This is a genomic window from bacterium, from assembly GCA_026414725.1.
Taxonomy (GTDB): domain Bacteria; phylum Ratteibacteria; class UBA8468; order B48-G9; family JAFGKM01; genus JAAYXZ01.
On sequence record JAOAIL010000017.1, the window covers coordinates 14,440 to 28,883 of the forward strand.

Here is a 14,444-nt window from a genome sequence, read left to right on the forward strand (position 1 = left end):
TTATGGAAAGGAGAGATATACATATCTGGAGAGAACTGAGACATCATCTACCATTTTCTATTTTGAGTGTGAGTATAGGACTTATAATTGTTAGTATCTTTACTGTTATCACGGAAATGTCAGGGATATCAGATATCTCTCCTTTTTCAGAAGAACTTTTTCACATCTTTCATCCCGTACATCTACTTTTTTCAGCCATAGCCACCACCGCTATGTTCTGGCAGTATGAAAGAAGGTTCTGGAAAGCCATTACTGTTGGATTTATTGGGTCTGTAGGTATATGCGGGATGAGTGATATAATATTCCCTTACATTGCTGGTTTTCTTCTCGGTGCACATATGAGTTTACATATCTGTATTATTGAGCATCCAAACATTGTATTACCTTTCGTAATACTCGGTATATTAGCAGGTTTTCTTGCACCTGGAACACTTGAGAAACAGGAAGGAGTGATCTTTTCTCATTCCCTTCATGTACTGATAAGTGCGATTGCTTCTATACTTTATCTTGTTACATTTGGTGTTACGGACTGGATTCACAGGACAGGGGTTGTTTTAATATATATGGTTCTTGCAGTAGTAATACCCTGCTGTACCAGTGATATTATTTTCCCTCTGTTGTTTACATCAGAGTAAAAATAATAATATGGGAACCATAAAATTTCCACAATTTAAAAAGGGTGAGCGTGGACTGAAATTACATCCTGGCCTTACCATACTGGAATGTGCACGACTTGCAGGTGTAAGAATTAATGCTGAATGTGGAGGAGCAGGTACCTGTGGTAAGTGTATTGTACGGATTGAAACAGGGACAGAGAATTTATGTCCTGTAACAGCTGCTGAAAAAAAAGTAAATCTCAAAGAAAATGAACGGCTTGCCTGTCAGGCACACATTGTAAGAGATATATCTGATATGGTGGTATATGTAAAGAATTTCGGTGAGTATGAGATACTGAAGTATGGAATGGAAAGGAATGTCCCTATCTGTCCACAGTATTATAAAAAAGGTAATAGCATCTTTAAAAATGGGAAGGAGATAGATAGATACAGAGGGAAAATTTATGGAATTGCTCTGGATATTGGTACTACTACAGTTGTGATGGATATTGTAGACCTTGAAAATGGAGATATAATTGATACAGTAGCCAGGACAAATCCTCAGATATCATATGGTAATGATGTAATATCAAGGATTGAATATACACTTGTGGATAAGAAAACAGGGAAGTATCTTGATAAAAAAGAGAGGGAAAAGAGAACCAAACAACTCCAGTCCCTGTTGATTGAGCAATTAAATGAAACAATAAATGAGATATCTGAAAAGACAGGAGAAAGGATATACGAGTACATATACCAGATAGTGTCTGTTGGTAATTCTACAATGAGAAATCTATTTTTAGGACTGGATGTATCATCACTCGGGGTTATACCCTATGAACCTATCTCAACAGATGCGTTTGTAAGGATACCTGAAGAGATAGGACTTAATATCAATAAAGAAGGAACAGTCTATGGAGGTGCCCTTATAGGTGGACATATAGGTGCAGATATCTTAGCAGATATAATTGCTTCCGGGATGTATAAGGATGATGAAATTTCTCTACTTATAGATATTGGGACAAATGGAGAGGTGGTAATAGGGAATAAAAACAGATTGATTGCTACCTCCTGTGCTGCCGGTGGTGCTTTTGAAGGTGCCTCTGTAGGTTGTGGTATTGGTGGAATTGAAGGAGCAATAAAAAAGATAGAGATTATTGATGGGAGGGTTGCTTATTCAACTATAGGAGATAGATATCCAATTGGTGTCTGCGGGTCAGGGTTGATAGACCTTCTCGCACAACTTCTTGAAAAAGGGATTATGACAAAAAACGCAAGAATAGAACAGGACTTTTATATCACAGGTGACTTAAAACTCACACAGAATGATATCTTTCAATTAATCACATCAAAGGCAGCAATAAGAACCGGGTGGCAATTACTTTTAAAGCACTATCCTGCTGACCTTAAAGATATAAAAAATGTTTATCTTTCAGGTGGCTTTGGAAATTTCATAGATGTCAGGAATGCAATAAAGATAGGACTGATACCGGATGTTCCAGAGGATAGAATTATAAAGATAGGTAATGGTGCATTAGAAGGGGCTAGAGAAATTCTTTTATGTAAGGATACTCAGAAATTAAGCGAAGAATTAGCCCGAAAGGTATTACATATAAAGACAAATGAAATAGAGAAGGATTTTGAATATATTATGGCAGAGAATATGTATTTTTGATTATCTGCTTCTAACTACATCTTTTATTTTTGTCATCTTAAGTTTCTTTCCGGGGTATCTTGTAAGATAAGCAACCAGTTGTTTTATTTTGTTATATGAACGGTATGGGTCTCCAGTAATCTTTTCTATAAGAATACCTGCAACTATCCGTTTCAGAGATATATCAAGTTTTCTATACTCAACCATATCTAAAATATCCCCTTTGACAATTTTTTTAAGTGTTTCATATCCCTGTCTGAAAAGGAAAGAAAAATCATCCTGCAGTAAGAACGACATCTGGGCAAGTTTTTTCTTAAACTGTGGGTTATATTTTAGAAGGAATGGAATTATTTCCAGCCGGACACGGTTTCTGAAAAAGTCAGTAGAAAGGTTTGTCTCATCTATTCTGTATTCAATCCCTTTCTCTTTGAGAAATTTAATAATCTCCTGCTTTTCAATACATAACAGAGGTCTTATAACTATAATCTTACTTCTGAGAAAAAGATTTTTCTCAGGAGAGATACCGGACAATCCTGCAATACCTGTACCTTTTACAAACCGCATAATAATTGTCTCTACATTGTCATCCAGGGTATGTCCCACAGCAATTTTATTACAGGCATACTTTTTTGCTGTACTGTAGAGTGCCTTATATCTTGCTTCCCTTGCTTTTTCTTCAATCCCTGTTTTTCCTTTTATCCATATATCTTTACTATAGAAAGGCACTTTATATTTTTTGACTAAATTCTCTACGAATTTAAGTTCTTCATCCGCCTCTTTTCTCAGGTGGTGGTGTATATATGCAACGGAGAATTGTATATCATAGAACTTTTTAAGATACTGAAAAAAGTAAAAAAGGAATACAGAATCAGGTCCACCAGAGACCGCTATAAGGACTCTATCTCCATCATTGATAATTTTTCTTTCTTCAACAAAATGTCTTACATCAGTTAATACTTTAGCCATCAGAACAGGGTATCTTTGTATTCCTCTTCTATTATCTCTTCCGGTACAGGTGGTTTTTCTTCTATTTTTAATAAAGGGATATTTGATAGATTATTGCCACATATATATTCCACCCATTTACAATATTCACAATCTTCTGATGCTTCCGGAACTCTATTTTGCTCCAGACATCCTATTGCATCTTCTATAATCGCTATTGCATTTTTTATATCAACTTTCACCTTTTTTATATCCATACCAAATTTGATACTATCTACACCTTCTTCAGGACTTACGCTTAAAGGATAATAATAAAGAATATATGCAATATCTTCTGTTTTCATTCCATTACCTTCTAAAAGAATACAGTAAAGTTCCATCTGAAGTTGATAGGCAGGATGTATATCCTCTGCAATACTTGCCCTTGTTTTGTGGTCTAAAGGAATATATGTCTCTCTTTCTGTTACGAGGCAGTCGTCAAGTTTACCGAGAAGACAGTAACCATCTTTTATATCCCTGTAATATGTTGGTTTAAGTTTTTCTATAAGATGTCCGCTCATCTCTTTTTTAAGTTCCGGAGGCAGTTCCTTTATAGAACGATAATATTTAAAATAGTTTTTCAGGATACTGTCCAATCCTGTGGCGATAGAAGGCATAGGTCCTCTTGGCCTTTTGATGGCATATTTCATATGCAGATAAAAACATCTCGGGCACTCCCTGTAAATGTTTATCGTAGCAGGAGATAAAAATATCTTTTTTGACTTTTCCATACGTCACCTCTGTATTGTATATTATATCATTTACCAGAGAGTATAAACACTATATATAGATATATAGGGATAGGATACATAGGTAACAGTTTCATCTCTTCCTAATATGATGGGTAGTGTTATTATTCCTTCTCCCCTCAAGGGCGAGGGGATGTCCATACGGCATCTTGATTTTTACAGGCATACATTATAAAATAACAATTACAGAAGGAGGATAGTTAATATATGAAGGTAATAGAATTGAGAGAAGGAAATGTGTTTGAGTATGAAGGGGATATATATATAACCCTTATTGCAGAACATACACATCAACAACAGCGCAGAGGACTTGTCCGTCTTAAGGCAAAAAGCATAAGGACGGGTAGAATTCTGCAGGATACTTTCAGGTCTGATATTGAGGTAACTCCTGTATATATGGATGAAAAACCGCTTGTATATCTATACAGGGATTCAGATGGATACCACTTTATGGATAATAGCACCTATGAGCAGTTTGTTATATCCGAAGAGATACTTGAAGAAGAGAAGGGTTACCTTAAAGAGAATCTGGAAGTCACAGGGCTTTTTTATGAAGGTAAAATTCTTGACATAAAAATTCCTATAACTGTTGACCTTAAAGTAATTGAGGCAGAACCAGGACATAAAGGTGATACTGTACAGGGGGGGAAGAAGAAAGTAAAAGTAGAGACCGGTATTACCATACAGACCCCTCTTTTTATTGAAGCAGGGGATACTATAAGGGTTGATACCAGGACAGGTGAGTATATCACCCGTGTCTAAAGGAGACACAGAATGAAGCCGGAAGAGATAAAACCATATGTGGATTTTATGAAAGAGTATGAGATTGAATATTTAGAAGTTAGAAAGGGTGATTTCTTATTGATATTAGGGAAAAAAGGTGCTCTTATCCAGAAAGAGAAAGGGATTCATTCTGTTGAAAAGGTAGCAAAAACATCCCCGGAAGAAGAGATATTGGAAGAGTACAAACATCCCTCTCAACAACTTGAAGATGTTGTATATATAAAAGCACCCCTTGTAGGGACATTTTACAGAGCCCCTTCTCCCGAAAGTCCACCTTTTGTAGATATTGGTTCTCCGGTGAAGAAGGGAGATACATTATGTATTATTGAAGCAATGAAGGTAATGAATGAGATAAAGTCCGATTATGATGGAACTATTAAAGAAATTTTAATTGAGAATGCTAAACCAGTGGAATACGGACAGGTTCTTTTTGTCATCCAACTTTCTTCCCCTAATGTATCTTCTGAGGATAAAAATAAATAACAATGTTTAAAAAGGTATTTGTGGCTAACAGGGGAGAGATTGCTTTAAGAGTAATCAGGAGTTGTAAAGAGCTTGGATTATCTTCAGTTATTGGTTTTTCGGAAGCAGATAGAAGTTCACTTCCTGTTCAACTTGCTGATGAGAAGATATGTTTAGGACCAGCACCTGCTTCAGAAAGTTATTTAAATATCCCCTCTATCATAGGTGCCATTGAGATTACAAAATCACAGGCAGTACATCCAGGATATGGTTTTCTGTCAGAAAATATCCAGTTTGTTGAGATATGCGAGGCATCAGGTATTACATTTATTGGTCCCACTTCAAGGAATATCCAGTTAATGGGAGATAAAGCACTCGCAAGGAAGACAGCGAAAAGTTGTAAAGTTCCTGTAATACCAGGATATGAAGAGAGTGTATTGAAAGAAGCACTCGCTCATGCGAGGAAAATAGGTTTTCCTGTGATTATAAAAGCAAGTGCTGGTGGTGGTGGCAGAGGTATGAGAAGGGTTAATAATGCGGAAGAGTTTATTAAGAATTGGACTACCTGTCAGGAAGAGGCAAAAGCGGCATTTGGAGAAGGGGCTTTATATGTAGAAAAGTTTCTTGAGAGACCGAGACATATAGAAATCCAGTTGATTGGTGACAGAAGAGGAAACATAGTTGTCTTTCCAGAGAGGGATTGCTCTATACAGAGAAGGCATCAGAAACTTATAGAGGAGAGTCCTTCTCCCTTTGTAGATGAAAAACTCAGAAGACACCTGTATAAATATGCATATAGATTGGCAAAAAATATAGGATACCAGAGTACAGGTACAATAGAGTTTTTAGTTGATTCTCATAGTAATCCTTATTTTATTGAGATGAATACGAGAATTCAGGTAGAACATCCTGTAACAGAGATTGTTTCAGGCATAGACCTTGTGAAACATCAGATTCTTGTTGCTCGCGGAGATAAACTGCCATTTTCCCAGAAGGATATTGCTATAAAAGGGCATGCGATTGAGTGTAGAATTAATGCTGAAGACCCCTTAAATAATTTTATGCCTTCTCCCGGTAAAATAACAAAACTTATACTTCCGGGTGGTCCAGGGATAAGGGTGGATACACATATATATGAGGGATATACAGTACCACCCTATTATGACAGTTTAATACTGAAACTCATTGCCTATGGAATGAACAGAGCAGAAGCGATTGAACGGATGCAGAGGGCATTAGAAGAGATACAAATAGAAGGGATTAAGACAACAGTACCACTTTATAAAAAGATATTTGAACATCCTGTGTTTTTAAGTGGAAGATATACTACAAAGTGGTTAGAAAGTTTTCTTGCCTCTGAGACAGAACAGTTAAAAAAAGAGGAGGCATAATGGAGGAAAAATACGGAAAGGTAAAGGTGGATAATGAAGTTCTCGCTTCAATTGCAGCAATAGCAGCAAGAAAGGTCCCAGGGGTACACAGAATTTTTACGAGTATTATGGGTGGTATAGTCCAGTGGATAAAAAGGACATCTGATGTTGGTATAAAGGTTGTGATAGGAGAAGATGAGGTAAATTTTGAACTCAGGGTTGTTGTGGATTATGGTGTAAACATACCTGAGGTTACATACCAGATACAGAAGGCAATAAAGGAAGAGGTAGAAAGAATATCAGGCCTTAAAGTTGGCAACGTTGATGTTATAGTCCACGGTGTCCATTTCTCAAAGCAAGAAAGCAAGGAGGAAGAACAAAAATGATAGACCTTCATACACACTCTCTTTTAAGTGATGGAGACCTCCTACCCTCAGAACTTGCACGTAGGGCAGAAGAAAAGGGGTATAAAATACTCGGTATAACAGACCATATTGATTTTTCAAACTATGAAAATGTTATTACTTCTCTTATAAAAGTTGCTGATTCCATAAATACAAGTATGAAGATAAAGGTTATTCCGGGTGTAGAAATAACACATGTACATCCTTCCAGAATACCGGAGCTTGTGCACCTTGCAAGAGATGCAGGAGCAAAACTTATAGTAGTTCACGGTGAGACAGTGGTGGAACCGGTACTGGAAGGAACAAATCGCGCAGCAATTGAGTCAGGTGTAGATATACTCGCACACCCTGGAGTTCTTAAAGAAGAAGATGCTGAATTTGCTGCAGAAAGAAGGATAGTACTTGAAATTTCTGCAAGATATGGACACAGTTTTTCCAATGGACATATCGCCCGGTTATGGTATAAATATGGGTTCCCTATTGTACTTAACACAGACACACACTCACCTGAAAATCTTATAGATGATGCACTTGCCAGGATACTGCTTATCTCTGCAGGTATAAAAGAGGAGGATGTGGAAAAAGTTTTTAATAATAGTTTGGCTATTACTGAAAGGTTATTGATAAGATGAAAGATAAACTTGTACTGGTTCTGGTAGGAGATGAAGATAGAAGAGAGGTAAAGAACGTCCTAAAAAAATGTGGATGGTGTGAGTTCAGAATAGATGAGTTTCTTACAAAGTATTCAGAGGATGCTCTGGAAGAATGGATTTCTCTGAAAACATCAGCAAAAAAGATAGGAACTGTAAGGTGGTATAAGGAGTATCAAAACTATCGGATGAAAATAACCGAACAAAAGCGGATTGAAATATATAAAAAAATATTGAATTATGTTGACTGTGTGGATATAGAGATAAAAAGCAGTATAGTCAAAGAGGTTATAAAAGAAGCAAGAGACAGAGACAAAAAGGTTATTGTCTCATATCACAATTTTTTAAAGACACCGGTTTATAACAAACTGGAAAATATATATGCGGAAGGTAGGAAATTAAAACCGGATATTATAAAAATAGCCACAAAAGTTAACGGTTCTGATGAACTTTTTGACCTTTTATCCTTTACACACAAATATTCTAAGAAATTCCCTCTGGTTATAATGCCTATGGGGGTCTCTTTTATTGAGCGGCTTATTCCCTTATATCTTGGTTCTTTATTCACATATATCTCCTTTACTGCCAAGACAGCTCCAGGACAGATTTCTTATAAAGAGATTTTTGACTTAAAGATATAAGTAGTGATAAAATAAAAAAGATAGCAAAGGTGCTATCTATATAAAACAAAGAAGTTTGGAGAATAAGGCAAGGAAGCCCACAGAAGGCAATGGTATGCCTGAGTGGGTTTTTTATTTTTATAAGGAGGTATAAAATGGGTGCGGAGCATAAAGTGGATGTATATAATACTTTTTCAATTGTTCAGGAACAATTAGCGGACTGTGCGAGAATTTTAAACCTTAGTGAAGATATCTATAACATACTTCGCTCACCTATGCGGGAAATTCATGTCTCTCTTCCTGTAAAAATGGACAACGGCAAAGTCAAGGTATTTCATGGTTTCAGGGTTCAGTATAATAATGCATTAGGACCTACCAAAGGGGGAATACGGTTTCATCCTGATGAAACAGTAGATACAGTAAGAGCACTTGCTGCATGGATGACATGGAAGTGTTCACTTATGGGACTTCCTTTAGGTGGTGGGAAAGGTGGAGTAATCTGTAATCCGAAAGAGATGTCAGAAGGTGAACTTGAACGACTCAGCCGTCTATATATAGAAAGAATCTGGAAATACATAGGTCCAGAAGAGGATGTTCCAGCGCCGGATGTATATACCAACCCCCAGATTATGGCATGGATGATGGATGAGTATTCCAGAATTGCACAGAAGAATCAGTTTGGTGTTGTTACAGGAAAACCACTAATTTTAGGTGGTTCTCCAGGAAGAGGAGATGCTACAGCGAGGGGTGGACTTTATGCACTTAGAGAAGCAGCCAGAGAACTTGGGATAGACCTCGGATATGCTACTATAGCCATACAGGGATATGGTAATGCTGGTTATTATGCGGCAAAACTCGCAAAGGAACTTTTTGGCTCAAAGGTGATTGCTGTAAGTGACAGTCAGGGGGGTATATTTAACAAAGATGGTATTGACCCTGATGAGGCACAGGAATATAAGAGTAGAAAGTCATCAGTTGTTAATCTCCCAGGTGTGAAGAAGATAACCAGTGAGGAACTTTTAGAACTGGATGTGGATATTTTGATACCTGCTGCTCTTGAAAATGTCATTACTGCGAAAAATGCCTCAAGCATTAAAGCAAAAATAGTAGTGGAACTTGCAAATGGTCCTACAACCCCTGATGCTGATGATATACTTTATAAAAAAGGTATCCATGTAATACCTGATTTCCTTGCAAATGCAGGAGGTGTTACTGTATCCTACTTTGAGATGGTGCAGAACTTTACAATGTATTACTGGAGTGAAGAAGATGTCCATACCCGACTTTCTGATAAGATGTCTCAAGCATATCACTCAGTGTTAACTGCTGCTAAAAAGTATAATATAAATATGCGACAGGCTGCTTATGTGGTGGCTGTCAGCAGGGTTGTGGATGCAATGAAGATGAGGGGCTGGGTATAGTGTAAAATAAGACATTTTGACTTATTATTTAGATCCTATTATTATATATTGATGAAAGAAGATGAGATTATTGAGTTTATAAAAAGACGTTTACACCCCAGACAGAGAAATGTAATAATTGGTCCAGGTGATGATACAGCAGTGATTTCTTATAACAGTAAAGAGTACTTACTTTTAACCACTGACTGTGTGGTTGAAAATGTCCATTTTTCCATAGATAAAACATCTTTATCTCTTATTGCCAGAAAAGCAATTTCTGTTAACTTAAGTGATATAGCAGCGATGGGAGGTATTCCTCTATATGCTCTTGTTTGTGTAGGACTGCCAGACAATATTACACGTAAAGAGATAATACAGATTATTATGGGATTGAATTATATGGCAGACCGATTCCAGTTTGATATAGTGGGTGGTAATCTTACAAGGTCAGATAGATTATTCATAGATGTATCTATGATAGGCAGAATAGAGAGAAAAAACCTTAAACTTAGAAGTGGAGCAAAACCAGGTGACCTTATATTTGTAACAGGTTCACTCGGTGGTAGCTATCTCGGTAAACATCTTAATTTTATACCACGGATAAAAGAAGCGAGAGAAATTATAAAGAGATGTCCTGTAAGTGCTATGATGGACATATCTGATGGACTTTCAACAGACCTTACACGACTTGTAAAGGCAAGTGGTACTGGATTTAAGATATATATGGACAAACTCCCTGTGTCAAAAGATGCATTAAGGATAAGTAAAAACAGAGAAGAAGCCATACAGCACGCACTGAATGATGGAGAGGACTATGAACTTTTATTTACTGTACCTGAAAAATACAGAAAAAAGATTCCATCCAGAATAGATTCAGTTTCTCTCTCCTGTATAGGTGAAATTACAAAAGAAAAAAAATATAAAGGTATATCTATTAGTGGCAAAATAATTGATGTAAATCCTTCAGGGTATTCTCATTTCTAAAGAGAAAGATATAAACTAAAGCAGGTTTTTCAGAAAAGTACCTGTATATGATTTTTTACTCCTCACTATCTGTTCTGGTGTCCCTTCTGCTACAATATATCCACCTTTATCTCCACCTTCTGGACCAAGGTCTACAATATAGTCAGCACACTTTATAACATCAAGGTTATGTTCTATTACGAGGACTGTTGACCCTCTGTCTACAAGGTCATTCAGCACCTTTAATAGTTTTTCTATATCTGCAATGTGAAGTCCAACAGTAGGTTCATCCAGTATATATAGAGTCCTTTCATTCCCTTTTCTACATAGTTCCGCTGCTAATTTTACTCTCTGTGCTTCACCTCCAGAGAGTGTTGTTGCTGGCTGTCCTAATTCTATGTATCCAAGTCCCACATCATAAAGTGTCTGGAGTTTCTCTTTCAGTGGAGCAACCTTCTCAAAGAATTCAAGAGCATCCTCTATCTTCATCGCAAGTACATCTGCTATATTTTTCCCTTTGTAAAGAACCTCTAATGTCTCTCTGTTGTATCTATTTCCTTTACACACATCACAGGGGATAAATACATCTGGAAGGAAATGCATCTCTATCTTTTTAATCCCTTCTCCCATGCATGCTTCACACCTGCCACCTTTAACATTAAAACTGAACCTTCCCTGTTTATATCCCCGTATTCTGGCTTCCTCTGTATTTGCAAAAAGTTGTCTTATATATGTAAATGCATTTGTATATGTTGCAGGGTTTGACCTCGGTGTTCTTCCTATAGGTGATTGGTCAATAATGATGACCTTATTTATCTCTTCAATCCCAAAGATAGCATCATGTTCTCCTGGTTCTTCCTTAGAACCATAAAGAATCTTTTTTATCCCTTTATAAAGGACATCTTCTACCATACTGCTTTTACCTGAACCAGAGACCCCTGTTATACATATAAACATTCCTAAAGGGATTTTTATATTTATATTTTTAAGGTTGTTATGTTTTGCCCCAATAATCTGAAGGTATCTACCGTTCCCTTTCCTTCTTTGTTTAGGTACAGGGATGTTTCTTTTACCAGAGAGGTATATTCCAGTTAGCGAGGCATTATTTTCCATAATAGAGACAGGGGGTCCTGCTGCAACCACTTTTCCTCCATGCTTTCCTGCTCCGGGTCCCAGATCAATCACATAATCCGCACTCCTTATTGTCTGCTCATCGTGTTCTACTACCACTACAGTATTTCCTGCATCTCTTAATTGTTTAAGGGTATTTATCAACTTAATATTATCCCTCTGATGGAGTCCTATGGTTGGTTCATCAAGTATATAAAGTACTCCTACAAGTCCTGAACCAATCTGTGTTGCGAGTTTTGTCCTTTCTGCCTCACCACCTGAAAGTGTATGTGTCATCCTGTCGAGTGTAAGGTAGTCAAGTCCAACCTCTTCCATAAATGAAAGGCGACTTATAATCTCTTTTAATATCTGTTTTGCTATAGTCCTTTCTTTTTCGTTCAGTTCAATGTTCTCAAAGAATCTTTTTGCTTCTTTAATACTCATAGATGTAATATCCATAATGGATTTCTCTTTTACTTTTACCGCAAGCGACTCTTTTTTCAACCGTGCACCATTACACAAAGGACATTTTACCTCCCTTATATATTTCATTATCTCTTCTTTTCTGTGCTGACTTTCTGTCTGATGGAAAAGCCGTTCAAGGTTTGGTATAACACCTTCAAATCCATACCTGTCAGACCCATACAGGAGGATATTTATTTCTTCTTTTGAAAGGTCACATGGTCTATCATTTAAACTTCTACCCATCTCATACAGTATATCTCTCAGGATCCCTCTGTAATAAAAGAATAGTCCCCTGCCACCTGCTTCCTGCCATGGTTTAATAGCACCTTCCTTAAAAGTCCTCATCTTGTCAGGTATCACCAGTTCAGGGTCCACCTTCATCAAAAATCCCAGACCTTTACATTCAGGACAGGCGCCATAAGGACTATTAAAAGAAAACATACGGGGGGTTAATTCCTCAAATCCCCTGTTACAGTCAGGACAGGCAAAGAGTTCACTGTAAAGTGTATCTTTACCTTTTTCCTCTAAGATAAGAAGTCCTTTGCCTACCTTTAATGCCATCTCTACTGCCTCTGCTATCCTTTCTTTCGTCTCTTCCACAGGAATAAATGTGTCAATGAGGACATCTATATTATGTATCTTATACTTTGCAAGTTTTATCTCCTCATCCACATCATAATAATTGCCATCCACCCTGACCATTAAAAATCCACTTTTTCTTATCTGGTCAAGAATACTTTTATACTCACCCTTTCTTCCTCTTACTAAAGGTGCAAGTATTTTTATCTCTCCTTTATTCTTTCCTTCAATAATCCTGTCAATAATCTCTGTAGATGATATTCTTGATATAACCCCCCCACATTCAGGACAGTGTGGAATCCCTATCCTTGCAAACAAAAGTCGTAGGTAGTCATATATCTCTGTGGTAGTGGCTACAGTTGAGCGGGGATTAGATGCGGATTTCCTCTGTTCAATAGCAATTGCTGGTGGGAGTCCTGTGATATGGTCCACATCCGGCTTTTTCATCTGCTCGAGGAACTGCCTTGCATATGCGGACAAACTTTCTATGTATCTTCTCTGCCCTTCTGCATATAGGGTATCAAAAGCAAGAGAGGACTTTCCTGAACCCGAGATACCTGTTATGACAACCAACTGGTTTCTCGGGATATCAATGTCTATGTTCTTCAGGTTATGTTCTCTCGCTCCTTTTACACTGATGAATTTGGGTTCCATCGTAATCTTTTATTATACCTTTTTTAATGAAGTTTTACTATCTATTGTTAAATCATTATCCTCTCCCATCAGGGGAAAGGATAAAAGGGGGGTGATAAAACTTAAAAGAGTTCTAAAAGAAAACAGGATATTGCTGATTTAGAGATTCTTAAGATTAAAAAAGATACAGTAAGGGATAGCACTATGGGTGGATTTACTCAAAGGATGTCTTACCTCTTAACCTTACACCTGTTACGAGAGGAACCGGGTCTGCAAATTTCATCACAGGGTCTGTGGATTTTGCCCAGAGAACAATCTTTATAAAGGAAATTTTATTACTATCAGATGGAGATACAGGAGTGTTAAATTTATTTCCATATCTATCAAAATATTCAAATCTCACTGGATAAGAGACATCTATTATGACTTTCTCCCCTATATTTAAAACCATTGAGTTCATCGTTATATTTCCAGCAGAATCTATTTTTACTGTCATCGTATCTGCGCCTTTTCTTAAAACAATAAAGGTATCATACTGAGTTGTTGAATCCAACCCTGTTGAATATAACATTCCCCAATTTGTTTTATTTCCATACGTAAGTGTGTTTACTATTTGAGAAAGCATCTGCTGGATTTCACTGGTAACCACTACTACTTTCCTTATTCTTGCTGCTTTTGTATAAAGAAATGTTACAAGCCCAAATGCAACAACCATTATCGCCATCGCAACTAACAGTTCTACCAGTGTAAATCCCTTTCTATTCATTGAATTCCATCCCTTGAAACTATAACAGAATCTCTTGCTATAATTGACTTATCTTTCTTTTTTAATACATAAATGTCTATCCTGTGCATCATTGCACTGTCAGGGGCTGTACAATCTGAAAGAAAGTTATTGCTTCCGTCATACCAGAAGTCATACCGTCTTACTATATATTTATTCTGCATCTCTGGAGGTGTCCAGTCCTTCCCGTCTACTATGGCGTTTATTTCGTCAGGTCCTTTATAAATTGTAGTAGGAG

Annotated in this window: 15 protein-coding genes; 10 read left to right on the forward strand and 5 right to left on the reverse strand. The window is 37.0% G+C overall.

The window, feature by feature from the left end; all coding sequences use genetic code 11:
* The first annotated feature begins 2 nt into the window (after positions 1-2).
* Together N3D17_06260 and N3D17_06265 are read left to right on the forward strand one after the other, a co-directional pair.
* Positions 3-635 (forward strand): hypothetical protein, encoded by a 633-nt coding sequence (locus N3D17_06260; GenBank protein ID MCX8082977.1) that lies wholly within the window; start codon positions 3-5, stop codon positions 633-635.
* 10 nt (positions 636-645) lie between these two features.
* Complete coding sequence (locus tag N3D17_06265; protein ID MCX8082978.1) at positions 646-2,271, forward strand: ASKHA domain-containing protein; 1,626 nt, start codon at positions 646-648, stop codon at positions 2,269-2,271.
* Here N3D17_06265 and tilS read toward each other — a convergent pair whose 3' ends face one another.
* Both tilS and N3D17_06275 read right to left on the reverse strand, forming a co-directional pair.
* Entirely contained in the window at positions 2,272-3,216 is a 945-nt protein-coding gene (gene tilS, locus N3D17_06270) for a tRNA lysidine(34) synthetase TilS (GenBank protein ID MCX8082979.1), read from the reverse strand.
* A complete protein-coding gene (locus N3D17_06275; GenBank protein MCX8082980.1) occupies positions 3,216-3,965 on the reverse strand; it encodes a PD-(D/E)XK nuclease-like domain-containing protein in 750 nt (249 codons plus the stop codon). Before N3D17_06275 ends, tilS begins: the two co-directional genes overlap by 1 nt.
* Positions 3,966-4,190: 225 nt before the next feature.
* Between N3D17_06275 and efp the strand changes: the two genes are divergently transcribed.
* From efp to thiL, 8 genes are all read left to right on the forward strand, one after another.
* Entirely contained in the window at positions 4,191-4,745 is a 555-nt protein-coding gene (gene efp / locus N3D17_06280) for an elongation factor P (GenBank protein ID MCX8082981.1), read from the forward strand.
* Positions 4,746-4,757: 12 nt separating this feature from the next.
* Positions 4,758-5,249 carry an acetyl-CoA carboxylase biotin carboxyl carrier protein gene (accB, locus tag N3D17_06285; GenBank protein MCX8082982.1) on the forward strand — a complete coding sequence of 164 codons (492 nt, stop codon included), beginning with the start codon at positions 4,758-4,760 and terminating at the stop codon, positions 5,247-5,249.
* 2 nt (positions 5,250-5,251) lie between these two features.
* Positions 5,252-6,619, forward strand: a complete 1,368-nt coding sequence (gene accC / locus N3D17_06290; protein MCX8082983.1) for an acetyl-CoA carboxylase biotin carboxylase subunit — start codon at positions 5,252-5,254, stop codon at positions 6,617-6,619.
* Positions 6,619-6,984, forward strand: coding sequence for an Asp23/Gls24 family envelope stress response protein (locus tag N3D17_06295; GenBank protein ID MCX8082984.1), 366 nt, complete (start codon positions 6,619-6,621; stop codon positions 6,982-6,984). Before accC ends, N3D17_06295 begins: the two co-directional genes overlap by 1 nt.
* The gene (locus N3D17_06300; GenBank protein MCX8082985.1) at positions 6,981-7,634 is read left to right on the forward strand and encodes a histidinol phosphate phosphatase domain-containing protein; all 654 of its coding nucleotides are present in this window, start codon (positions 6,981-6,983) and stop codon (positions 7,632-7,634) included. The genes N3D17_06295 and N3D17_06300 overlap by 4 nt, the downstream gene beginning before the upstream one ends.
* A complete protein-coding gene (locus tag N3D17_06305) occupies positions 7,631-8,293 on the forward strand; it encodes a type I 3-dehydroquinate dehydratase (GenBank protein ID MCX8082986.1) in 663 nt (220 codons plus the stop codon). The genes N3D17_06300 and N3D17_06305 overlap by 4 nt, the downstream gene beginning before the upstream one ends.
* A gap of 134 nt (positions 8,294-8,427) precedes the next feature.
* Complete coding sequence (locus N3D17_06310) at positions 8,428-9,693, forward strand: Glu/Leu/Phe/Val dehydrogenase (protein ID MCX8082987.1); 1,266 nt, start codon at positions 8,428-8,430, stop codon at positions 9,691-9,693.
* Between the two features lie 51 nt (positions 9,694-9,744).
* Positions 9,745-10,656, forward strand: coding sequence for a thiamine-phosphate kinase (thiL, locus tag N3D17_06315; protein ID MCX8082988.1), 912 nt, complete (start codon positions 9,745-9,747; stop codon positions 10,654-10,656).
* 15 nt (positions 10,657-10,671) lie between these two features.
* On the opposite strand, the gene uvrA is transcribed toward thiL, so the two are convergent.
* From uvrA to N3D17_06330, 3 genes are all read right to left on the reverse strand, one after another.
* The gene (gene uvrA / locus N3D17_06320) at positions 10,672-13,443 is read right to left on the reverse strand and encodes an excinuclease ABC subunit UvrA (GenBank protein MCX8082989.1); all 2,772 of its coding nucleotides are present in this window, start codon (positions 13,441-13,443) and stop codon (positions 10,672-10,674) included.
* A 193-nt stretch (positions 13,444-13,636) separates the two neighbouring features.
* Positions 13,637-14,188 (reverse strand): type II secretion system GspH family protein, encoded by a 552-nt coding sequence (locus N3D17_06325; GenBank protein MCX8082990.1) that lies wholly within the window; start codon positions 14,186-14,188, stop codon positions 13,637-13,639.
* Positions 14,185-14,444 (reverse strand): hypothetical protein (locus N3D17_06330; protein ID MCX8082991.1); only part of this gene is annotated, 260 nt, incomplete at its 5' end. The genes N3D17_06330 and N3D17_06325, both read right to left, overlap by 4 nt.

Bases quoted from the DNA above. Each gene is read 5' to 3' on its own strand.
- N3D17_06260 (MCX8082977.1), top strand. From the start codon at position 3: ATGGAAAGGAGAGATATACATATCTGGAGAGAACTGAGACATCATCTA.
- N3D17_06265 (MCX8082978.1), top strand. From the start codon at position 646: ATGGGAACCATAAAATTTCCACAATTTAAAAAGGGTGAGCGTGGACTG.
- tilS (MCX8082979.1), bottom strand. From the start codon at position 3,216: ATGGCTAAAGTATTAACTGATGTAAGACATTTTGTTGAAGAAAGAAAA.
- N3D17_06275 (MCX8082980.1), bottom strand. From the start codon at position 3,965: ATGGAAAAGTCAAAAAAGATATTTTTATCTCCTGCTACGATAAACATT.
- efp (MCX8082981.1), top strand. From the start codon at position 4,191: ATGAAGGTAATAGAATTGAGAGAAGGAAATGTGTTTGAGTATGAAGGG.
- accB (MCX8082982.1), top strand. From the start codon at position 4,758: ATGAAGCCGGAAGAGATAAAACCATATGTGGATTTTATGAAAGAGTAT.
- accC (MCX8082983.1), top strand. From the start codon at position 5,252: ATGTTTAAAAAGGTATTTGTGGCTAACAGGGGAGAGATTGCTTTAAGA.
- N3D17_06295 (MCX8082984.1), top strand. From the start codon at position 6,619: ATGGAGGAAAAATACGGAAAGGTAAAGGTGGATAATGAAGTTCTCGCT.
- N3D17_06300 (MCX8082985.1), top strand. From the start codon at position 6,981: ATGATAGACCTTCATACACACTCTCTTTTAAGTGATGGAGACCTCCTA.
- N3D17_06305 (MCX8082986.1), top strand. From the start codon at position 7,631: ATGAAAGATAAACTTGTACTGGTTCTGGTAGGAGATGAAGATAGAAGA.
- N3D17_06310 (MCX8082987.1), top strand. From the start codon at position 8,428: ATGGGTGCGGAGCATAAAGTGGATGTATATAATACTTTTTCAATTGTT.
- thiL (MCX8082988.1), top strand. From the start codon at position 9,745: ATGAAAGAAGATGAGATTATTGAGTTTATAAAAAGACGTTTACACCCC.
- uvrA (MCX8082989.1), bottom strand. From the start codon at position 13,443: ATGGAACCCAAATTCATCAGTGTAAAAGGAGCGAGAGAACATAACCTG.
- N3D17_06325 (MCX8082990.1), bottom strand. From the start codon at position 14,188: ATGAATAGAAAGGGATTTACACTGGTAGAACTGTTAGTTGCGATGGCG.